Origin of the sequence: Pandoraea anapnoica (assembly GCF_902459765.1) — a bacterium.
GTDB lineage: Bacteria > Pseudomonadota > Gammaproteobacteria > Burkholderiales > Burkholderiaceae > Pandoraea > Pandoraea anapnoica.
In genome coordinates, this window is sequence record NZ_CABPSP010000001.1 from 406,550 (window position 1) to 428,422 (window position 21,873).

Below are 21,873 nucleotides of genomic sequence, written 5' to 3' on the forward strand. Positions count from 1 at the left end.
CGAGACCCGAGTCAATCCATATGAGCGAATCCACTCAAAAGGCCCCGGGGTCTACCCTCGGTGGCATGGGCCGGGAGCGCCGTCTGAACGTGGGCGGTACGCCGTCCGCACCGACGGTGCTGTGCTTGTGCGCATTGCTGGGGGCGGCGATTGCCGTCGCCAGCAGCGTCTACACGATCGGCGCCCTGCGTGAAGGACTGATGGCCAACCAACTGGGTGGCTGGTGGGTGCCCGTCGGTACGGTTCTGCTCGGGCTGGCCTCGTTGCTCGTGCTCATTCCGCTGGTGCGCGCGTTTGCGCGTTACCGGGACTTCCGAAGCGCCACATTGCGCCGTGACATTGTCGCGGCGCGCGTGGCGAAGGCCGAAGCCGGGGTGCAAAGCTGGATCACGCTGGGCTACACGCTCGCGCAACTGATCGTCGTGCTCGCGTTGCAGTTCGTGCTGGCGAACGATCTGGCAGTGGCGAAGACATTCTTCCTCGTTCCGCTCATCGTCAAGACGTTCCCGCTCGTGCTCGAAGCCTTCTGGGTGAACGTGAAGATATTCCTGATTGCGGAAGTCTTCGTGCTGATCTGGGGCCTGGTCGTCGCACTCGCGATGTTCGCACCGGGGAATGCTGGTAAGCCGCTGCGGTTCATCGCTACGGCTTACGTCGACATCTTCCGCGCGATGCCTGCCGTGCTGGTGATCTATCTGGTCGGCTTCGGTCTGCCGCTCACCGGCGTGCCGATCCTGAAGGACCTGTCGCTCACTACCTACGTTGTGATCGCGTTGACGCTGACCGTCGGCGCGTACGTGGCGGAGATCTATCGCGCCGGTATTCAAGGCGTGCACTGGTCACAGGTGGCGGCGGCGCGCTCGCTCGGCCTGTCATACACCCAGACGCTGCGCTTCGTGGTGCTGCCGCAGGGCATCCGCCAGATCATCCCGCCGTTGCTCAACGCTTTCATCGCATTGCAGAAGGACACGGCGCTCGTGAACGTCGTCGGCGTGATCGATGCGTTCAATCAGTCGATGGTGATCGCGTCGAACCATTACAACCTGTCGGCGGCGACGACCGTCGCCATCCTGTTCATCATCATCTCGGTTCCGCAGGTGCGCTTCGTGGAACGGATGGCCAAACGCGACCGCGCCCGCATGCGTGCCGGCGGTGCCTGAGGAGCGAACGACCATGTCATTCATCGAGATTCGCGACATTGCCAAGTCGTACGGCGACGTGTCGGTCATCAACGGTCTGGCGATGACGGTGGAGGAGCATCAGGTGGTGTGCCTGATCGGTCCGTCCGGCTCCGGCAAGTCGACGTTGCTGCGCTGTATCAACGGGCTGGAGTCCATCGACGCGGGCGAGATCCTCGTGCACGGCGACCGCATTACCGGCCCGGGCGTGGACGTCAATTCGCTACGCCGGGACATCGGCATCGTGTTCCAGGGCTACAACCTGTTCCCGCATATGACCGTGCTGGAGAACGTCACGCTCGCGCCGATTCGTGTGCTCAAGCAGCCCAGGCGCGAAGCGGAGGCACGCGCGATGGCGTTGTTGGAGCGCTTCAGTCTGGCGCATAAGGCGAACGAGTATCCGGACCGGATGTCGGGCGGTCAGCAACAACGCGTGGCCATCGTGCGTGCGCTGGCGATGGACCCGATGGTGTTGTTGCTCGACGAAATCACGTCGGCGCTCGATCCCGAGCTGGTGTCCGAAGTGCTCAACATCGTGCGCGATCTCGCGCACGAGGGCATGACGATGCTGCTCGCCACGCACGAGATGGGCTTCGCACGCGAAGTGGCGTCGAAGGTCTGCTTCCTGTGCGACGGTGCCGTATGCGAGGAGGGACCGCCGGAGCAGATCTTCGGCGACCCGCAGCAGGAGCGCACGCGGGCTTTCCTGCGAAGCATCCGGCAAGCCAAGCGTCTGTAACAGACACCCCCTCGCGCCTCTCGGTTCGAGGGGGTTTTTCTTTATCGCGTCATTTTCTGCGCGCGTCGATCAGGCGATGCAGGGCCCCGTCGAATCCCGCAATATCAGCCGTGTTTGCACTGTGCTGACAGTCGTCGGTTGTCCGGCGCGTTTGCGCAGAAAAGTGTCGACGGCTGACTCGCCGAGCGATTGCGTGGGAATGGCAATGGTGGTCAGCGGCGGCTCCAGCAGCGACGCGAGTTCGATATCGCCGACGCCCACGACCGACACCGATTCCCCGATCTTCAGCCCGCAACGCGTGGCGGCCCGATAGACAAGCGGTGCTAGCAGGTCGTCGTCGCACACGAACGCCGTCGGACGGTCGGCCTGCGAGAGCAACGCTTCGACGCGTGACGACGAGGTTTCGCCGAACGGCACTTCGATCTCCCGGCGGGCGTCGTACGTTAGTCCATGCGCCTGCAAGCCTTCCCGATACGCCCGTGAGCGCACGCGAAACGTATTGGCTTCCAGATCGAAGCCGACCCGTGCGATGCGCGTATGCCCAAGCGAAGCGAGGTGATCGACCATCTCCCGCACGATCACGTCCGATGCGATGAAGACGTCGGCATCGGCAGACGAATCGCCGTCGACCACGACCACGGACGTCGGCATGATTTCCAGCGCCCGCGCTGTCCACGACGCCTCCCAGAAGATCATGCCGTCGAAGGCGTGCGCATCGAGGCTGAGGAGCAGACGCTCCGGGTCGTTTCCGTATTCGCCGGTGTTAATAAGCACGGTGGCGTAACCGTTGGCCGCAGCGCTCCCGATGACGGACTTCAGTACCGACGCGAAGTAGGGGTTCGAGACGTTCGGCACGCCCAGCGCGAGCAGCTTCTGCGTGCCGAGCTTCAGGCCGCGCGCCGAGGAGTTCGGCCGGTAGCCCAGCGTTTGGGCCGCCTGAAGGATCTGTTCGCGCCGCTCGGGCGTGACGCGTCCCTCGGCCTTGCCACCGAACACCAGCGATACCGTGGATTGGGAAACCCCGGCCAGACGGGCGACATCGCGGCTCGTCGGACGCGCAGCCGCAGGACTTTTCTTCTTATCGCTCATTGCGTTCATTCACGCGTTGAATTTTTGGAAATTCGAGTTTAGTGGTTAAAATCCGTCAGTCATACGTATGACATGATTCGAAATGCATACTTCGGCGCATTCGCAGTGTAATGGGAAACAGTAATGAAGCGTCGTACCTTTCTCGCCGGTTCCGGTCTTCTGGTGGGTGCTCCGGCGGTGATCATCCGGCAGTCGAGCGCGGGCAGCGTGTCGCACGGCACCCGCTTTCCGTTCTCGGTCGCCAGCGGCGATCCGACCGCGAACGCGGTCGTACTCTGGACGCGTCTCGCACGCGATACCGTCGACACGAGCCCTGTGGCCAGCACGCCGGTGAACGTCGAGTGGATGGTCGCGACCGACCGCCGGATGACGAAGGTCGTGCGGCGCGGCGTCGCCCTCGCACAGCCGATGTACGGGCATTCCGTGCACGTCGATGTCGCTGGGCTCGCACCGGATCGCGAGTACTGGTACGCCTTTCGCTGCGGCAACGAGCTGAGCCCGGTCGGGCGCACTCGCACGTTGCCGTCCAGGCGCGCCGATATCTCGCGCTTCCGGTTCAATGTCGTGTCGTGTCAAAACTGGGAGCAAGGGTATTTCGATGCATATGACGGCATGGCCGCTGACGATCCGTCGTTTGTGATGCACGTCGGCGATTACATCTACGACGTGAGCCGTGGCGGCGGAGTGCGCGCCCACGAGCGCCGCGCACTGCCGATGACGCTCAACGACTATCGCCGCCGTCACGCGCTTTACAAGACTGACGCAGCATTGCGACGTGCGCATGAAACCTTCCCGTTCATTCTCACGCTCGACAACCACGACGGCCTCGAAGACAACACCACCGACGTCGCACAACTCAAGCGCCGCGCGGCCGCGTATCAGGCGTGGTACGAGTTTCAGCCGGTGCGCTACGCGCCGCTGCCTGCGTCGCCCGCCATGCAAATTCAGCGGGGCTACGATATCGGCAATTTGATGCGTCTCACGATTCCCGACACACGTCAGTTCCGCGATTCGGAGACGCCGTGCGCTTCGGTGTCGGATAGCAAGTTCGCGTTCGGCGTCTACGAGCAGGCATGCAAGGCCAACGATGCGACCGAGCGTTCGATGCTTGGTGCAGGACAGGAACTGTGGCTCGCGGATCGTTTGCAGAACACGCCCGCGCAATGGAACGTGATCGCCTCGACGGTCAAGATGACGCCGTTCGACATGCGGCACAATGACGCCCTTTACCGCTACCTGCAATCGTGGGACGGCTATCCCGCCGAGCGCAATCGCATCCTCGATCAGATCACAGCGGCGCGTGTGCCCAACCCGGTCTCGCTCTCGGGCGACATTCACTCGTACATGATTTCGTCCGTGGTGCGCAATGTGGGCGACGACCCGCGTACCGCGCCGATGACAGAGCTGGTGGGCACGTCGATCAGCGCGCTGTGGCCCGAGCCGCTCGACAAGCCGATGGCGCAGGGACTGCCGCTGAACCCGCACGTCAACTACTACGAGAGTCAACAGCGCGGCTACATGCGATGCACGGTCACGCGCGACTCGCTACTCACCGATTTGCGCACGATCGACTTTACCGACAAGCCCGGTGGCACCGTCCGGACGAGCAAACGCTTCGTCGTCGAGAACGGCAAGACCGGCGCACAGGAAATCTGAACGTCATGAACGCTACGACTTATCCGTTGCTGCAAGCCTTCTTCCCCTACGGCGACGTGATTGCCGCGGTGCTTCGCATCATGGGCATTTCCGCCGATCAGCAGGACAGCGACGACGGCTCGCACGACTGGTCGCATTTGATTCGGGTATGGAAACTGGTGACCGAAATCGCCACCGACGACCCGACGCTCGATCTCGAGATGCTGGCGGTCTCGGTGCTGCTGCACGATTGCGTGCAAGTGGAGAAGACGGACCCGCGCCGCGCACAGGCGTCGCGGTTGGCGGCGGAGAAGGCCAGTGAGGTGCTGCGAACGTTGGGTTGGGATGCCGTACGCATCGACGCCACCGCGCACGTCATCGAAGCGCATAGCTTCTCGGCGGGGATCGAACCCCTGACGAACGAGGCTCGCGTGCTGCGCGACGCCGACCGGCTCGACGCCATCGGCGCCATCGGCATCGCCCGCACGTTCTACGTCGCAGGTCGCAATGGCTCACGGCTTTACGATCCGCTCGATCCTTTCGCCATGCATCGCGAACTGGACGACCGGCGCTTTGCACTCGATCACTTCGAGACCAAGCTGTTGCACCTCGCCGACGGGTTGACGACCGCCACCGCGCGGCGTATTGGAGAACACCGCATCGCCACCATGCGCGCCTATGTCGAGCTGCTGCGCGACGAGATTTCAACGACACGCCCAACGTCCTGATCCTTTCTGAACCCTTCCTGATCCCATAACGCTGGCGAATGAGAATTCGTCAACTGTTGACAAGTTAATTAGTTATGCGAAATAACATGATGAAGGTGCCCGTCGCGGCAGGTCTGCTGCTGGGTGCCGTCTGTGCGATGCCGTCCGCGGTGCTGGCGCAGAGTTCGGTGACGCTGTACGGCATCATCGATACCAGCCTGCAATATGTGAATCACGCAGGCGGCAAGCAAAGCCAGATATCGATGGTCACCGGCAACGGCCTCGGCACGCGCTGGGGTATTACCGGCACCGAGGATCTCGGCGGCGGGCTGCAATCCGTCTTCAAGCTGGAAAACGGTTTCGATTCGACCAACGGCAAGTTACTGCAAGGCTCCCGAGAGTTCGGGCGTCAGGCCTATGTGGGGCTGACGAGTCGTGAGTGGGGCTCGGTGCTGATCGGACGGCAGTACGACCCACTGATCGATCAGGTGCTGCCGACGCAGGGCAACTTCTTCGTGGCGGGCTATTGGACCGCGCCGGGCGACGTCGACAACTCGCAGAACACTGCGCGTGTGAGCAATTCCGTGAAGTGGACGAGCCCGGTGTGGCGCGGCGTGCAGATCGAAGGCATGTACGCGCTCGGCGGCGTGGCGGGCGCGCAGGCTTCGGGTCAGACTTACAGTGCCGCAGGCTCCTATACGTTCGGTCCGGCGCGGGTGGCGGCGGGGTATCTGCACATCGATAACGGCAACGCCCGTGCGACGACGCGTCCGTCGAGTACGACCGACTTCTTCTTCGTGAGCGCCGTGAACCGGGCGTACGCCAGTGCGAAGTCCATCGACATCTACCGCGCAGGGGGACGTTACACGCTCGGCAACGTCACGCTCGGCGGCTACTACAGCCAGTCGTATTACAACGCGGACGCCGCCTCGACTTTCAGGGCGACGCAGCGCTACGACAGCTATGGCGTCTACGCCGTGTGGCAGATTTCGCCCGCGCTTGCCGCACAGACGGGCTACGACTACCTGAACGCATCGGGGGATTCGTCGGCGCACTACCACCAGGTCAGTGCTGCGGTGGATTACAGCCTCAGCAAGCGTACGGACCTCTTCTGTGTGGTGACGTACGCGCACGCCACGGGCTACAACGGCATCGGCCCGGCACAGGCGGCAATTGCCACCGTCTACGTCGACGCGGGTGTGAATTCGCAGATGTACGTCACCGCAGGCGTACGGCATAAGTTCTGAGCCGTCACGCCATCATTTCTGTGCCGTCGCCGGATTCAGCCTGCGACGGCGTCCAGAGGCACCTCCAGCCCGACCTTTACGTTGCTCATCGAGACGAGCGTCTTGAAGCGTTTGACGTTGTTGCTCTCGAAGAAGAGCGCCCGCGTGAGCGCGGTGTACTGCGCCATGTTCTGCACGACCATGATCACCACGAAGTCGCATTCCCCCGCGACGTAATAGCATTGCTGCACCTGCGGACACGCGAGAAAACTGCGCTTCATGGCATCGAGCAGATCGAGACGCTCGTTCTCGACTTCGACTTCCGTGATGATCGTGAGCGGATAGCCGACCTGCTCCGGGTCGACCAGCGAGACGGTCTTGCGCGTCACGCCTTCCTCCGCGAGCTTCTTCAGACGCCGGTTCACTGCTGCAGACGACAGATTGACCTGCGCCCCCAGCGCATGCTGAGGCGTTGTCGCATCCTGCTGAATCGCCGCAAGGAGGGCGATGTCGTAACTGTCGAGGCTCATTTGCGCAATAAAAATTCGATGGAGACGCCTAAAACGCGCAAATCGTACGCGCGCTCCGGAATATTATTCAGGCTGCCCGATGATACTCCGCTAGCGGCGACCTTCCGAAGTCTTTGCCGCAGCGTGCTTTCGTCCTCTACAAGAACAACCGACCGCCTCATGTCCGACACGAAAATCCCCGCGCTTCGCCTGAACGGCTCCTTGCTGCTCCAACAACTCCGTGAACTCGGCGAGATCGGTACCGATCCCGTCGCAGGTGGTCGCACGCGCGTTGCGCTGACCGACGACGAGAAGGCTGGCCGCGATCAGGTCGTCGCGTGGATGCGCGCGCTCGAGCTCGACGTGCAGATCGACCGTATCGGCAACATCTTCGGTACGCTGCCCTCGGAGACGAAGGATGCGTCGGATGAAATGCCCCGCCCGCTGATGATGGGCTCGCACATCGATACCGTCGTCAACGCCGGTGCACTCGACGGGTGCTATGGCGTGCTCGGCGGTCTGGCTGTCGTGCGCGCGTTTCGCGACGCTGGCATCGCGCCGTCGCGTCCGATCACGGTGGCGGCGTTCACCAACGAGGAGGGCGCGCGCTTTCACCCCGACATGATGGGGTCACTTGTGCACGCGGGCGGGCTGTCGGTGGACGAAGCGCTCGACGCTATCGGCACGGATGGCGCGCGTCTGGGCGACGAACTCGTGCGCATCGGCTACGCCGGTGATATGGAACCGGGCACGCTCGTCCCTCACGAATACCTCGAACTGCACATCGAGCAGGGTCCGATTCTCGAAGCCGAGGGGTTGGAGATCGGCGTCGTCGAGAGCTTGCAGGGCATCTCGTGGCAGCAGATCACCGTGCAGGGCAACGCCAACCATGCGGGCACGACCCCGACGCGTCTGCGTCACGATGCGGGCTACGTCGCTTCGGCGACGGTGACCGAGCTGCGCCGGATTGCCGTCGAATCCGGCACGACGCTCGCGACCGTCGGCACGATGAAGTTCGAGCCGGGCGTCATCAACGTGATTGCGCGCCGTGCGGTGTTCACCGTCGACATGCGCGATCCGAGCGAACAGCGTCTTGCCGAGAGCGAAGCGCGTCTGGCCGAATTCCTGACGAAGATTGCACAGGCCGAAGGCGTGCGCATTTCGACGCAGCGTTTGGCGCGCTTCACGCCGGTAGTCTTCAACGCCGAGCTGGCCGATGTCATCGAAGCCTGTGTTAAGCGTCGCGGTCTGTCGTACAGGCGCATGACGTCGGGCGCAGGACACGACGCGCAGATGATCGCGCGCATCGCCCCGGCCGCGATGATCTTCGTGCCGAGCCGGGGTGGCATCAGCCACAACCCGCGTGAACATACCGATGACGACCAACTCGTGCGCGGTGCCGAGGTGTTGCTCGACGTCGTCGCACAACGTTTGGGCGTGTCGCAGTAAATCAGCGGCTGCTTTCACGAACATCCAGTCACATCCCGCAATACCGGAGCCCCCCATGCCCCCCATGCTTTACGTCAACCCGCGGGCTGCACGCGTGCCGTACCCGGCCGAACTTCAGGACATCATGAGCATCGCTCGCGCACAGCAGAGCCGCGAGTGGCTTGCGCACTGGGACGGACTGGCGCCCGGCGCTACGCCGTTGCGTTCGCTGCCGGATCTGGCGGCGTCGCTCGGTGTGCGCAGCGTGCTGGTCAAGGACGAAGCGCTACGCTCCGCACTCGGCAGTTTCAAAGCGCTGGGCGCGCCGATTGCCCTCGTGCGCTTGTTGTTGCGTCAGTTCGACGGGAAGGGGTTCACCGCGAAATCGTTGCTGAACGGCGAGCATCGCGACGCGCTGGCCGGTTTCACGGCGATTAGCGCGACGGATGGTAACCACGGTCGCGCGCTGGCGGCTGCTGCGCAAAGTATCGGCTGCCGCTGTGTGATCGTTCTGCATGCGCATGTGAGCGAGGAGCGAGAGCAGGCGATTGCGGCGTATAGCGCGGAGATCGTGCGCATCGCGGGCAATTACGACGATTCGGTCGAAGAAGCGGCGGCGCTGGCATCGCGTCACGGCTGGTATGTCGTTTCGGATACGTCTTACGACGGATATGAAGCCATCCCGCGCGACGTCATGCAAGGCTACGGCACGGTGGCGGCGGAAGTCTCGGAAGCACTGCGCGACGATGCGTCGCAAAAGGATTCGGCCAGCCCCGTCACGCATGTCTTTCTGCAAGGCGGTGTGGGCGGGCTGGCAGCGGGTATCGTGAGCTATCTGTGGGAGCGCTGGGGCGTGTGGCGTCCGACGTTCGTGGTCGTCGAGCCCGAGCAGGCGGACTGTCTGTATCAGAGCGCCGTCGCGGGGAGGGCCGCGTCGGCGTCCGGATCGGTCGATTCGGTGATGGCCGGGCTGGCGTGCGGCGAGACGTCGCCGCTCGCGTGGCGTTTCCTCCAACCGTCGGTCGACGCATTCATGACCGTCACGGACGCGCAGGCAGTGCAGGCCATGCAGCGGCTCGCACGCGGCACCGACAACGATGTGCCGTTCGTCGCCGGGGAGTCCGGTGTGGCCGGGCTGGCGGGGTTGATGCTGGCGGCAGCCACGCCCGGGATGGCGTCGGCGCTCGGCCTCACGTCGGACTCGCGCGTGTTGCTCATCAGCACCGAGGGCGCGACGGCCCCGTCCGTCTACGCCGAACTGGTCGGCGAGCCAGCTACGTCGGTCGAGGCGCGCCAGCAGGCGTGGCTCGCACGCTAACCTCGTCATCCATCAAGCCTGTTGCCGGAGCCACATATGAGTCACGACACTGCACAAGAGACGTATTTCGCCACGGCGCTGACCGGATGGCGGCACGCGTTCCATCGTCAGCCGGAAACGGGGTTCGAGGAAGTCGGCACCTCGCACACGGTAGCGACGATTCTGGAGAGCCTCGGACTCGACGTGCATCGCAACATCGGCGGCACGGGCATCGTGGCGAATCTGCGTGTCGGAGACGGCAAGGGCGCGATTGGCATTCGTGCCGACATGGATGCGTTGATGATCGACGAGAAGGCGCCGGGCCGCGACTACGCGTCGCAAGTCCCCGGCAAGATGCACGCATGCGGACACGATGGGCATATGTCGATGGTGCTGGGAGCGGCGAAGCTGCTTGCCGAGTCCCGCGACTTCAACGGCACGGTGCGCTTCATCTTCCAACCGGCCGAGGAACACGGTCGCGGTGCAAAGGCGATGATTGCCGACGGGCTGCTTGAGCGCTTTCCTATCGATGCGATTTACGGCATTCACAACATGCCGGGTATTCCGACGGGACGCATTGCCACGCGCGTGGGCGGCATCATGGCCAGCGAGGACAACTTCGTCATCCGGGTTCGTGGCAAGGGCACGCACGCGGCGCGGCCGCACATGGGTATCGATCCGCTAGTGATCGGCGCACAGATTGTCGTGGCATTGCAAACGGTGGTGTCGCGCAGCGTCGACCCGGGACTGTCGGCAGTGGTGTCGTGCACGGAGTTCATCACGGACGGCATTCGTAACGCGATTCCGACGAACGTCGAGATCCGGGGCGATACGCGTAGCTACACACCGGACGTGCAGCAACTGCTCGAAGCGCGCATGCGCGACATCTGCATGGGCGCGTGCGCGATGCACGGCGCGCACTGCGAGTTCGAATATACGCACGAGTTTGCGCCGACGACGAACTGGGCGGACAACACGGCGCTGGCCGTGCGCGCAGCGCAAACCGTGGCGGGTGAGGGGATGGTGGACGCGGAGATCGCGCCGGTAATGGCGTCGGAGGACTTCGGCGTGTTTTTGCAGCATGTGCCGGGCAACTTCGCGTTCATCGGCAACGGCAGTGGAGACGAACCCGGCGCGATTCCGCTGCACAACGCCTGCTACGACTTCAACGACGCGATCCTGCCGCTCGGCGCGCGTTACTTCGCGCAGATCGTGCGCGACAGCTTGCCGCGCTGAGCGTCCGGGCTTGTCGGTTTAGCGGACGGCTGCGAGTGGCACCGTCCCGGCGTTGATCACGGCGTCGGGCAGTTCGCGAACGGCTTCGAGCGTCTTGCGAATGTGCGCGGCGAGCAACGTTGCCGCGCGGTCGGCGTCGCGCGCAAGGCATGCGTCGAAAATCGCCTGATGTTCTTCATGGACGTCGCGCGGCACTGGGCGGTGCGTGATCGACAGCCGTCGATAGCGCTCGGACTGACGATAGAGAATCGCCAAAAAGTGGTGCAGCCAGCGCGACGGGCAAGCACGAATCAACACCTCATGAAACGCGCGGTTTCGCGCTTCCCATTGGGCAAACTGCCCGACATCCTGCTCGCCATCTTTCCCAAGCCGCTCTTCGGCGAGCGTGAGCAAGTGGAAGGCGCTCGTCAGATCGGCTTCCCACGCATCGTCCCCCAACGCGACCGACTGGCGTAGCGCCTCGGTCTCCAACTGCACGCGCGTCTCGGTGATATCGATGAAATCGGCCAGCGAGATCGGCGTCACGCGAAAGCCGCGATGGCCGTGCTGGACGACGAGTGCGTCCGCCACGAGCAGCGCCAGCGCCTCGCGCAGCGTCCCCGCGCCCACTTCGTACCGATCCTTCAGATGCTCGACGCGCAGCTTCTCGCCGGGCGCGAGATGCCCCTCGACGATGTCGCTGCGCAAGCGCATGTAGGCGCTTTGCGCCAGCGTGGCGTCTGCGGCCGGGGCGGAAGGGGCGGTCGGGCTATGCATGTGTCAGGCGGTCAGGACCTGTGGGGACGGGTGCCGAGAGTATAAGCGGCTTCCCTCGGATTGTCGCAAAATCGACGAATAATCGAGATAAATAAAAATTCTCGAGAAAATGTTGACGGGAATCGGGCGACGGATTTATCGTGTGCTCCATGCCGACGTCAGCCCTTTGCCCGTTATCGGGTGCTGACGCCCATCCGCATCCAACCAGACAGAGAGCGTGAGACATGAAGGATTTCCAGAACTTCATCAACGGTGAGTGGGTGTCCAGCCCGCGCACCTTCGAGAACCGTAATCCGGTGGACAACAGCGTGATAGGCCTCGTCCACGAAGCCGGGCGCAGCGAGGTCGATGCCGCCGTGCGTGCCGCCCGCGCCGCGCTTCACGGCCCGTGGGGCAAGATGACCGTCGCGCAGCGCGTGGAGTTGTTGCATGCGGTGGCCGACGGCATCAACCGGCGCTTCGACGACTTCCTGGCCGCCGAGATTGCGGACACCGGCAAGCCGCACGGACTGGCCAGCCATCTGGACATCCCGCGCGGTGCGGCAAACTTCAAGGTGTTCGCCGACATGATCAAGAACGTGCCGACCGAGTCGTTCGCGATGACGACGCCCGACGGCGGCAACGCGCTCAACTACGGCGTGCGCACGCCGCGCGGTGTGATCGCCGTCGTCTGCCCGTGGAATCTGCCGTTGCTGCTCATGACGTGGAAGGTCGGCCCTGCGCTGGCGTTCGGTAACACCGTGGTCGTGAAGCCGTCGGAAGAAACGCCCGCGACCGCTACGCTGCTCGGTGAGGTCATGAACGAAGTCGGTGTGCCGCCGGGGGTCTACAACGTGGTGCACGGCTTCGGGCCGGACTCGGCGGGTGCGTTCCTGACGGAGCATCCGGGCGTGAACGGCATCACCTTCACGGGCGAGACGCGCACCGGCGAAGCGATCATGAAAGCCGCCGCGAATGGCGTGCGTCCGGTGTCGTTCGAGCTGGGCGGGAAGAACCCGGGCATCGTGTTTGCGGACGCCGATTTCGACAAAGCCGTCGCGGGCATCACGCGCTCGGCGTTCGATAACAGCGGTCAGGTGTGTCTCGGCACGGAGCGCGTGTACGTGCAGCGTCCGATCTTCGAGCGCTTCGTGGCGGCGCTCAAGGGGCGTGCCGAATCGCTGAAGATCGGCGATCCGTACGCGGAAGGCACAACCTTTGGCCCGCTCGTGTCGCAGGTGCATCGCGAGAAGGTGTTGTCGTATTACGCGAAGGCGCGTGAAGAAGGCGCGACGGTCGTGACCGGTGGCGGCGTTCCCGACATGCCTGCGTCGATGAAGGACGGTGCGTGGGTGCAGCCGACGATCTGGACGGGCCTGCCGGAGACGGCGTCGGTCATCCGAGAAGAGATCTTCGGGCCGTGCTGCCACATCGCGCCGTTCGATACGGAAGAGGAAGTGATTGCGATGGCGAATGCCACGCCTTACGGGCTGGCCGCCACGGTGTGGACGTCGGACGTCAGCCGCGCACACCGCATGGGGGCGGCGCTGGAAGTGGGCGTGTGCTGGATCAACGCTTGGTTCCTGCGTGACCTGCGAACGGCGTTCGGCGGCGCGAAGCAGTCGGGCATCGGACGCGAAGGCGGCGTGCACTCGCTGGAGTTCTACACGGAGCTGCGTAACGTCTGCGTGAAGCTGTAAGCGCTGACGCTGGCGCACCATAAACGCCAAGGGCCTCGCCAACCGTCGCTTTCGAGACGGCCCGCGAGGCCCTTGTCATGATGACGCGACTTACCTGTCCGTCGCGTCCATTGCACGTGCGAGACGTGCCACACCTTCTTCAATCGCCGTCACGGCCGGGGCCGCGAACGACAGACGCAACGACGCTTCGTCCGCGTTGTCGGCAAAGAATGCCGTGCCCGGAACGAACAGCACCTTCTCGGCAATCGCATTTGGCAACAGCGCACTCGTCTTCACTGCCGCCAGACGCGCCCACACGAACATGCCGCCCTGCGGTGCGTGGAACTGAATCGCGTCGCCGAGCTTGTCGCGCAATGCGTTGCACATCGCTTCGCACTTGAGACGGTAGGCCTCGGTGATCTTCGGCAGATGCCGCGTGAGCGACCCTTCCGCGAGATACTCGGCGGCGACGGCCTGCGTCCACGGCACGCTGCACAGATCGACCGTCTGCTTGGCGACGACGCAACGTCGCGCAATTTCCGGTGGCGCGACCGTCCAGCCCACCCGCAAGCCGGGCGCGACGATCTTCGACAGGCTGGAGAAATGCACCACCCAGTCGCGCGATCCCGGCACCTCGGCCGTCAGACCGAGCATCGTCGGCACGGCCTCACCGGAAAAGCGCAGATCGCCGTACGGATCGTCTTCGACGATCACGAAGCGGTATTCCACTGCCAGCTTCAGCAACGCAATACGGCGTTCGCGCGAGAGCGTGGCCCCGGTCGGATTGGCAAACGTCGGCACCGTGTAGAGCAGCTTCGGCACGGCGATCTTGCCGTCGCGCAACAGCGCGCTCAACTGTGCGACGTCGAGACCGTCTGCATCGACCGGCACTGTGACGATCTTCGCCTGTTGCAGACGCAGCGCCTGCAACGTTGCCGGATAGGCGGGCTGTTCCGTCACGACGACATCGCCCGGTCCGACCATCACGCGCAGCATCAGGTCGAGCCCTTGCTGCGAGCCGGTCGTCACCAGCAATTCCTCGGACGCACACGGTGCGCCGCGTTGCGCCATGAGCGCGATGATCTGCGCCTTGAGTTCAGCGAGGCCGTCGGTCGGGCCGTATTGCAGGCAGCGCGTCGGCTGAGCGAACGCACGCGCCTGCGCGGCGGCCAGACCGTCGACATCGAACAGATCGCTCGCCGGATAACCGCCGGCGAACGAGATCATGCCCGGCTCGGACAGGTATTTGAACAACTCGCGAATCGGCGAGCCAGCCGGATTCGCGAAAGGAGTCGTAAAGTCGTACATGTCTGTCGGCTATCGCGACTTCACTCGATCGAGAAGTCAATGCCTTGCGCGAGCGGCAGGGCGGACGAGTAGTTCACCGTGTTCGTTGCGCGGCGCATGTAGCCCTTCCATGCATCCGAACCCGACTCGCGGCCACCGCCGGTTTCCTTCTCGCCGCCGAACGCGCCGCCGATTTCTGCGCCGCTCGGTCCGATGTTGACGTTGGCGATGCCGCAGTCGCTACCGGCCGACGACGTAAAGCGCTCGGCCTCGCGCAGGTCGTTCGTGAACACGCACGACGACAGGCCGTGCGACGACGCGTTGTTGGCGTCGATGGCTTCGTTGAAGTCGCTGTACTTGAGCACGTAGAGAATCGGCGCGAACGTTTCCGTCAGCACGACTTCCGTTTGCGACGGCATTTCGACGATGGCCGGTTTCACGTAGAAGCCGCCTTCGTTGCCCGCCACCGCGTGACGCTCACCGCCCGTGACCTTGCCGCCTTGTGCACGTGCCTGATCGAGCGCGCCTTGCATGCGCTTGAACGCGCCTTCGTCGATCAGCGGGCCCATCAGCGTGCCGCGCTCCAGCGGGTTGCCGATAGCGACCTTGCCGTACAGCGTCTTCAGACGATCGACGGTCTTGTCGTACACACTCTCATGCACGAACAGGCGACGCAGTGTGGTGCAACGCTGACCGGCGGTGCCCACAGCCGAGAACAGAATGCCGCGCAGGGCCAGTTCCGGGTTGGCGCTTTCGGTCACGATACCGGCGTTATTGCCGCCGAGCTCGAGAATCGAACGACCGAAGCGGCGAGCGACTTCCACACCGACCTTGCGACCCATTTCGGTGCTGCCCGTGGCGCTCACGATGGCCGAGCGCGGATCGGCGACGAGCGCCTCACCCACGTCGCGACCGCCGATGATCAGCGCGGTCAGGCCTTCCGGCGCGTCGCCGAATTCGGCGATCACTTCTTCCATCAGCTTGTTGACGGCCAGCGCGGTCAGCGGCGTCTTTTCCGACGGCTTCCACACGACGGCATTGCCACACACCAGCGCCAGCGCAGCGTTCCACGACCACACGGCGACCGGGAAGTTGAAGGCGGAGATGACGGTGCAGACGCCCATCGGATGCCACGTCTCGGCCATGCGGTGGCCGGGGCGCTCCGAGGCGATCGTCAGGCCGTACAGTTGACGCGACAGGCCGACGGCGAAGTCGCAAATGTCGATCATTTCCTGCACTTCACCCAGACCTTCTTGCAGGATCTTGCCTGCTTCGAGCGTGACGAGCGCGCCCAGTGCCTGCTTGCGCTCGCGCAGCTTTTCGCCGAGCAGACGCACCAGCTCGCCGCGACGCGGGGCGGGCACATTGCGCCATGCAGTGAACGCCTTGTGTGCGCGTGCGAGGGCGGCTTGTGCGTCGACGACCGACGCGCTGGCCACACGGCCGATCAGTTCGCCGTTGATCGGCGAGTGCACGGCGATGTCGCCCGCTTCGGCCAGTTTGGCAATACCCAGTTCGTTGAGGATGGAGGTCGCGTTCACGTTAATACCCTTATGGAATTCAGCGTTGATTCGTTGATTACTTGGCGTTGGCCGTCATCTTGAAAATGCCCTGCGCGTTACCGGCATCGAAGCGAAGATCGATTTTCCAGCAGCGATTGGCGGTGTCGTACTCGCGGTGACGCGTGATGAATTCGTAGAACGAACCCGGCACGTCGCGGGTGACCGTCTCGCCGTTCTTGCCACGGAACTCGCGACGTACGGTGTCGGCGCGATAGGCCGTCTGGAACACGCGACCCGAGCGCGAGCGCTCGACTTCGGGCTTCATCGGGCGGCCCTTGGCCTTCTCGGCGTCCGACAGCGCGAAGACGTCGTCCACGCGGTCGGTGGCGTGGTTGAACGCATTGCCTTCAGTGGAGATCCACGCCATTTCGGCCGATTCTGCCAGCAACAGTTCGTAGTCCGCCTCGCTCGGCACATCGTGCTGACGCGCAAACGCGCCCACGATCACCGGCAGCAGCGCCTGCGCGGACGCCAGCGGCAGCGTGCCGTCGCGCTCCAGTTCCCACAGCTGTCCGACGGCCGCCGGTGTGAGCGGGTCCTTCGAAGTGCCGACGACGCGCGACACGGCTTGCTGGAACGTCTCCGAGAAACGCTCTGGATGCAGCTCGCTCACGAAGAATTGCGAAATCTCTTCGGGGGCGTCTTCATGCGCATAGGCGCGGCCCGTCATGCCGAGGCGGTCCAGCGGATAGCGGCCGTTCAGCTTGAAACCGAGCGGACGCAGGATGCGCGTGAACGCCGCTTCGCCCGGGGGCAGGGCGCCGTTCTGGTCCCAGCGCACGGTGCGCAGCGCGCCGTGATCGAAGTAGACGCCACCCCCGGCGGCAATCGCTTCCTCGGTGTAGGTGCGGCCGTTTTGCGAGCGCGCGAGCAACCCTTCGAACAGCGCCATGTTCATGGCTTGCGCCAGTTCGGCGCGCGTGACGCGCCCCGGTTCGAAGTCGGCCAGGATCGACGGCGAATTGAGCGTGGCAAAAAGCGCGTCGGTACGCGCCTCCCCGATCAGGGAAACCAGCAAGGACTGCACGTTGGCGTTGCGCATCAGGTTGTCTCGCAGGGGGGATGCCGTCTCGTGCGGCATCACAAGGTGAGGGTGTCAGGGCATGGCATGCGGCGCACCGTCATGCCTTCTTGCAGTGACTGCATTATTGGAACGGATGCGTCGCGCGTAAAGCGAGATAAAATTGCCACTTGATGCGTTTTTGGAATCAACATGCGCAAATTCAAGACTCCCGGCACGGCGGCGCTACTGGCGTTCGAGGCGGCGGCCCGGCACGAAAGCTTCACCCATGCGGCCCGCGAGCTGTTTCTGACCGAGAGCGCGGTGTCGCGCCAGATCGCCACGCTGGAGACGCAATTGGGCGTGCGGTTGTTCGTACGCGCGAAGCAGCGCGTGGTGCTCACCCGCGCTGGGCGGCTTTATGGCACCCAGGTGCGACGTACGCTCGAACAACTGGATCGCGACACCCTGTCCATCATGGCGCACGGCAGCGGCGGCGGCTCGCTGGAACTGGCGGTGCTGCCAACGTTCGCGTCAGAGTGGTTGATTCCAAGAATGAAAGACTTCGACGACCGGCATCCGGACGTTCGCGTGAACATGGGCGTGCACACCGACCTATTTACGTTCGACGAGACGCACTTCGAGGCGGCGATTCACTTCGGTCAGCCGACGTGGCCGGGCACGTCGTCGGATTATTTGTTCGGGGAAGAAGTCGTGCCGGTATGCCGTCCGTCGATCCTGAAGGGACCGGTGCGCACGGCGGCGGATTTGCTGACGTATCCGTTGTTGCACTCGACAACGCGTCCGAGTGCCTGGTCGCAGTGGTTTGCGGAGCAGCGCGTTGAGGACCATCGGGCGTTGCAGGGCGTGCGCTACGAGCTTCACACCATGCTCATTGCGGGCGCGGCAGCGGGGTTGGGAATTGCGCTGGTGCCGAAGTTCTTCGTCGAGGGACAGTTGGCGACGCTCGGTCTCACGATTCCGTTCGACGTGAAGAGCGTGGCCGAGTCGGCTTACTACCTCGTCTATCCGACGGAACTGACACACGGGCAGCCACTCAGCGTCTTCCGCGAGTGGCTGCTCGATCAGGCGAAGGCGTATCGGCCGACGTACCGTCCGGACTATCGCCCCGCCTGATGGTGGGCGACGGGATCGATCAGCGTCCCGTGTAACGCCCTGGCTTATGCCACGCGACGACCATCGCGCTCATGGCGATGGCCGAGATGGCGGACCAGGCGACGCGTCCTGCCGGAATCGTGGCGAGCGACGCGATCAGAATCGTCGTGTCGATGCACACCTGGGTGATACCGGCATTGATGCCGCGCTGGCGTTGCAGCCACAGCGTGACGATGCCGGTGCCACCGACGCCCGCCCCGTGACGCGCTAACGCCAGAATGCCCATGCCGCACAGCGTGCCGCCGACGAACGCGGCGAACAGCGGATTTACGAAGGCGATGTCGAACGTTTGCGGCATGGCCGCGAGGGCGAAGGTAATCCCGAAGCTCGCGACCGTTGATTTGAGCGCAAAGCGCGCGCCCATCGTGAAGTACGCGAACAGGAAGAAAGGGATGTTCACCAGCGTGAAGATGGTGCCCACCGGTAGCGGAAAGATGTAAGAGGCGAGCAGTGCGATGCCAGCCACGCCGCCGGTGACCAACCCGGCAGCCTTGAGCAGCACCAGACCGACCACCACAAATGCCATGCCGATGACCATCGCATAGATGTCTTCGACGACGGAGTGCGGTACACCGATTGTGTCGGTTGCCGCAATAGCGCCGGATACAGCGCCCGTATCGTGTTTCATGATCAGTAAGTCAGGAACGACAAGACGGCGCGCCCGGCTCTCCTCATGCCGAAACGCGCCGCCGAAGATTTCCCGCGTCGCTGTCTCGGGCGACGCGCAGCTTCACAGCTTGTTATGTAGTGACTGTCTTAACGCGCGATTACGCGACGTGGTGGACCCACTTGAACGGATCGGCGACCTTGCCACGTTGAATACCCGTGAGCTGATCGCGGATACGTTTGGTGACCGGGCCTTCGCCGCCATCGGCGATGTTGAATTCACCGTTGGCGTGACGCACCTGACCGATGGCCGTCACGACCGCAGCCGTGCCGCACGCAAACGTTTCCTTCACACGGCCGCTGGCCGCATCGGCTTGCCACTGTGCGAATTCATACGGTGTTTCGTTGACGGTCATGCCTTCGCGGCGTGCCAGTTCGATGATCGACGCGCGGGTGATACCCGGCAGGATCGTGCCCGAGAGCGGTGGCGTCTGGAGCGAGCCGTCGTCCATCACGAAGAAGACGTTCATGCCACCGAGCTCTTCGATCCAGCGATGTTGTGCGGCGTCGAGGAACACGACCTGATCGCAGCCCTTGGCGCTCGCTTCCGTTTGCGCAATCAGGCTGGCGGCGTAGTTGCCGCCACACTTTGCTGCACCGGTACCGCCGGGTGCAGCACGGGTGTACTGGTCCGAGACCCATACCGTCACGGCCGATTTGCCGGGCTTGAAGTACGGGCCGACCGGGCAGGCGATCACGCAGAAGATGTATTCATGCGCGGCGCGCACGCCCAGGAAGCTTTCCGAGGCAAACATGAACGGACGGATGTAAAGGCTGCTGCCTTCCGAGCCCGGGATCCATGCACGGTCGATGTCGACCAGCTTTTCCACGGCTTCGAGGAAGACGGATTCCGGCAGATCGGCCATCGACATGCGCTGGGCCGACTCGCGGAAACGCTTAGCGTTGGCTTGCGGGCGGAACAGCGAAATCTTGCCGTCTTCGCCACGATAGGCCTTCATGCCTTCGAAGATTTCCTGCGCGTAGTGCAGCACGGCGCACGCCGGATCGATCTGGAACGGGCGACGGGCTTCCACCTTCGCGTCATGCCAGCCGCGGCCTTCGGTCCAGCGGATCGTGACCATGTGATCCGTGAATACGCGGCCGAATACCGGGTTCGCCAGTGCGGCGGTGATCTGGTCGGCGGGGGTGGGGTTGGCGTGCGGCTCCACGACAAAACGCAGTTGGTTATCGGCGCTCATGTTTCTTCAAATGTCTCGGCAGAGGTGGCTTTGGTCGACAGTGCCGTTAACGTAAACGGCAAGGTGGCTATTTTCCTCCTTTCGGGCCCTGCCTGTCGACTGAATTCACCGCTTCTCCCGTCACAACGGGCTTTCGGGTGATATTGCGCCGAAAAAAATCGGAATTTGGACGATTTTCGCAAGAAAAGTGCGTGATTTGCCGAAAGTTGCGTGGGCGCACGTCTGCCACAAAACCGCTGCGTCGCAGGGTAACAGTGTGTAAAAAAACATTTCAGGTCACAGGGCGGCTGACACTCGACATTTAATATCGAAGGCGCATGATGTCGGGAACGTCCCCACAGGCGATGCGCCCCCCAAGCAAGACCGGGTTGCAGCATTCGCAGACGTTCCGCCCGTAGATCAAGAATGGGAGAGGAGACAGATGAAATCGACAACGATTCAAATGTTGCGCGCGTATCTGATCGTGGCCTCGCTGGGCGCTATGTGCATCGACGTTTGCGTGGTCATTGCCATGCTCGTCTTCGATGTGCCCGAGCGCGTCTTCACCTCGGCCGACTTTCGTATCGCGATGGCGGCGTCTTTGCTGCTGCTGTTGCTGGCGGCACGCTCGCTGGCGTCGGCAGCTTTTCGGGCGGCGCTAGCCAGTCGGCACGCCATGTTCGACGGCGTTGAACGTGCCAACGGTCCGCGCGGCACAGGCAGCGTCGCCTTGCGCGACGACTGCCCGCACCGTCTGCTGGTGCTGCTGCATATCCGTATCCACCGCCAGCAACTGGCGATGGTGGCGGCGTGACGGTGACGCTGCTTTCGTCGCCGTCAAAGCACGTTAGTCCAAATCAAGCGGCTTTCCCGTCCACCAGATCGCATTCGCGCGGCGGACGCGTCATCGCAATCCACTCCTGCACCGCCGGGCGCAGGAACTGACGGCGCGCGTATTCGGCCAGTGCAGGCGGGACGACGTCGTCGTTATAGACCAGACGGTTGAGCATGACCGCGAGGTCGACGTCGGCAATGCACCACTTGTCGAACAGCGACATGCGCCCGTCGGGCAGCAGGCTCCCGGCGATGGCGATCAGCTTGCTCGCTGCGGCGTAGCCCGCGTCGGTCAGCGGCGCATCGGACGGGCCGTAAAAAATCACCTGCGTCGAACGATCCTCGCGCAGCGCACCGAGATCGCTGCGCAGCCATGCCTGTACCTGCCGGGCACGCGCGCGATCGCAAACGTCGGCCGGATACACCGGCACGTCGGGCGAGATCGTCTCCAGATATTCGACGATGGCGGACGATTCGGACAACGTGAAATCGCCATGCACGAGCGTCGGTACGCGACGCGTGATCGACAGGTCGGCAAAGCCGCTTTCGTGATGCGCGCCCTGATCGAGATCGACGGTACGCAGATCGAACGGAATACCTTTCTCGCGCAGCGTGACGAAAACCGACAGCGCGTAAGGGCTGGTGAACTGGGCGTCGACGTAGAGCGTGAAGGAGGCGGGGGCAGCAGCTGACACGATGGGCTCCTGAAGGG

20 protein-coding genes are annotated in these 21,873 nt (G+C 63.6%); 11 read left to right on the forward strand and 9 right to left on the reverse strand.

Features of this window, described 5'->3' with window-relative positions:
- Positions 1-20: 20 nt before the first annotated feature.
- A complete protein-coding gene (locus tag PAN31117_RS01980) occupies positions 21-1,160 on the forward strand; it encodes an amino acid ABC transporter permease (RefSeq protein WP_150736696.1) in 1,140 nt (379 codons plus the stop codon).
- 13 nt (positions 1,161-1,173) lie between these two features.
- Positions 1,174-1,917 carry an amino acid ABC transporter ATP-binding protein gene (locus PAN31117_RS01985; RefSeq protein WP_150736697.1) on the forward strand — a complete coding sequence of 248 codons (744 nt, stop codon included), beginning with the start codon at positions 1,174-1,176 and terminating at the stop codon, positions 1,915-1,917.
- A gap of 69 nt (positions 1,918-1,986) precedes the next feature.
- Here the strand turns inward: PAN31117_RS01985 and PAN31117_RS01990 are convergent, their stop codons facing one another.
- Complete coding sequence (locus PAN31117_RS01990; protein ID WP_174990764.1) at positions 1,987-3,006, reverse strand: LacI family DNA-binding transcriptional regulator; 1,020 nt, start codon at positions 3,004-3,006, stop codon at positions 1,987-1,989.
- A 123-nt stretch (positions 3,007-3,129) separates the two neighbouring features.
- Between PAN31117_RS01990 and PAN31117_RS01995 the strand changes: the two genes are divergently transcribed.
- The 3 genes from PAN31117_RS01995 (at position 3,130) to PAN31117_RS02005 (ending at position 6,595) form a co-directional block, all read left to right on the forward strand.
- Positions 3,130-4,662 carry an alkaline phosphatase D family protein gene (locus PAN31117_RS01995; RefSeq protein WP_150736699.1) on the forward strand — a complete coding sequence of 511 codons (1,533 nt, stop codon included), beginning with the start codon at positions 3,130-3,132 and terminating at the stop codon, positions 4,660-4,662.
- A 5-nt stretch (positions 4,663-4,667) separates the two neighbouring features.
- Entirely contained in the window at positions 4,668-5,369 is a 702-nt protein-coding gene (locus tag PAN31117_RS02000) for an HD domain-containing protein (RefSeq protein WP_150736700.1), read from the forward strand.
- Positions 5,370-5,455: 86 nt separating this feature from the next.
- The gene (locus PAN31117_RS02005) at positions 5,456-6,595 is read left to right on the forward strand and encodes a porin (protein ID WP_150736701.1); all 1,140 of its coding nucleotides are present in this window, start codon (positions 5,456-5,458) and stop codon (positions 6,593-6,595) included.
- A gap of 35 nt (positions 6,596-6,630) precedes the next feature.
- On the opposite strand, the gene PAN31117_RS02010 is transcribed toward PAN31117_RS02005, so the two are convergent.
- The gene (locus PAN31117_RS02010; RefSeq protein ID WP_150736702.1) at positions 6,631-7,104 is read right to left on the reverse strand and encodes an Lrp/AsnC family transcriptional regulator; all 474 of its coding nucleotides are present in this window, start codon (positions 7,102-7,104) and stop codon (positions 6,631-6,633) included.
- 159 nt (positions 7,105-7,263) lie between these two features.
- Here PAN31117_RS02010 and PAN31117_RS02015 point away from each other — a divergent pair, with 159 nt between their 5' ends.
- The 3 genes from PAN31117_RS02015 to PAN31117_RS02025 all read left to right on the forward strand — a co-directional run bounded on the left by PAN31117_RS02015 (position 7,264) and on the right by PAN31117_RS02025 (position 11,044).
- Positions 7,264-8,532, forward strand: coding sequence for a Zn-dependent hydrolase (locus tag PAN31117_RS02015; RefSeq protein ID WP_150736703.1), 1,269 nt, complete (start codon positions 7,264-7,266; stop codon positions 8,530-8,532).
- A gap of 64 nt (positions 8,533-8,596) precedes the next feature.
- Positions 8,597-9,829: a diaminopropionate ammonia-lyase gene (locus PAN31117_RS02020; RefSeq protein ID WP_150736919.1), complete on the forward strand. Its 1,233-nt coding sequence runs from the start codon at positions 8,597-8,599 to the stop codon at positions 9,827-9,829.
- Positions 9,830-9,865: 36 nt separating this feature from the next.
- Complete coding sequence (locus PAN31117_RS02025; protein WP_150736704.1) at positions 9,866-11,044, forward strand: M20 aminoacylase family protein; 1,179 nt, start codon at positions 9,866-9,868, stop codon at positions 11,042-11,044.
- Between the two features lie 18 nt (positions 11,045-11,062).
- Here PAN31117_RS02025 and PAN31117_RS02030 read toward each other — a convergent pair whose 3' ends face one another.
- A complete protein-coding gene (locus PAN31117_RS02030; RefSeq protein ID WP_150736705.1) occupies positions 11,063-11,800 on the reverse strand; it encodes a GntR family transcriptional regulator in 738 nt (245 codons plus the stop codon).
- A 224-nt stretch (positions 11,801-12,024) separates the two neighbouring features.
- Here PAN31117_RS02030 and PAN31117_RS02035 point away from each other — a divergent pair, with 224 nt between their 5' ends.
- A complete protein-coding gene (locus PAN31117_RS02035) occupies positions 12,025-13,479 on the forward strand; it encodes a 2-hydroxymuconic semialdehyde dehydrogenase (protein ID WP_150736706.1) in 1,455 nt (484 codons plus the stop codon).
- A 90-nt stretch (positions 13,480-13,569) separates the two neighbouring features.
- Here the strand turns inward: PAN31117_RS02035 and PAN31117_RS02040 are convergent, their stop codons facing one another.
- From PAN31117_RS02040 to PAN31117_RS02050, 3 genes are read right to left on the reverse strand one after another with little or no spacing between them, the layout of a single operon-like run.
- The gene (locus tag PAN31117_RS02040) at positions 13,570-14,766 is read right to left on the reverse strand and encodes an aminotransferase-like domain-containing protein (protein WP_150736707.1); all 1,197 of its coding nucleotides are present in this window, start codon (positions 14,764-14,766) and stop codon (positions 13,570-13,572) included.
- 20 nt (positions 14,767-14,786) lie between these two features.
- Positions 14,787-16,286, reverse strand: coding sequence for an L-piperidine-6-carboxylate dehydrogenase (amaB, locus tag PAN31117_RS02045; protein WP_150736708.1), 1,500 nt, complete (start codon positions 16,284-16,286; stop codon positions 14,787-14,789).
- Between the two features lie 37 nt (positions 16,287-16,323).
- Entirely contained in the window at positions 16,324-17,349 is a 1,026-nt protein-coding gene (locus PAN31117_RS02050; protein ID WP_150736709.1) for a DUF1338 domain-containing protein, read from the reverse strand.
- Positions 17,350-17,520: 171 nt separating this feature from the next.
- Here PAN31117_RS02050 and PAN31117_RS02055 point away from each other — a divergent pair, with 171 nt between their 5' ends.
- A complete protein-coding gene (locus PAN31117_RS02055) occupies positions 17,521-18,444 on the forward strand; it encodes a LysR family transcriptional regulator (RefSeq protein ID WP_039395699.1) in 924 nt (307 codons plus the stop codon).
- A 19-nt stretch (positions 18,445-18,463) separates the two neighbouring features.
- Here the strand turns inward: PAN31117_RS02055 and PAN31117_RS02060 are convergent, their stop codons facing one another.
- Positions 18,464-19,111: a YitT family protein gene (locus tag PAN31117_RS02060; RefSeq protein ID WP_150736710.1), complete on the reverse strand. Its 648-nt coding sequence runs from the start codon at positions 19,109-19,111 to the stop codon at positions 18,464-18,466.
- Positions 19,112-19,250: 139 nt separating this feature from the next.
- Positions 19,251-20,348 (reverse strand): branched-chain amino acid aminotransferase, encoded by a 1,098-nt coding sequence (locus PAN31117_RS02065; RefSeq protein ID WP_150736711.1) that lies wholly within the window; start codon positions 20,346-20,348, stop codon positions 19,251-19,253.
- 421 nt (positions 20,349-20,769) lie between these two features.
- Between PAN31117_RS02065 and PAN31117_RS02070 the strand changes: the two genes are divergently transcribed.
- Positions 20,770-21,141, forward strand: coding sequence for a hypothetical protein (locus tag PAN31117_RS02070; RefSeq protein WP_150736712.1), 372 nt, complete (start codon positions 20,770-20,772; stop codon positions 21,139-21,141).
- 43 nt (positions 21,142-21,184) lie between these two features.
- Here the strand turns inward: PAN31117_RS02070 and yfcF are convergent, their stop codons facing one another.
- The gene (gene yfcF, locus PAN31117_RS02075) at positions 21,185-21,856 is read right to left on the reverse strand and encodes a glutathione transferase (RefSeq protein WP_150736713.1); all 672 of its coding nucleotides are present in this window, start codon (positions 21,854-21,856) and stop codon (positions 21,185-21,187) included.
- Between the last annotated feature and the right edge of the window lie 17 nt (positions 21,857-21,873).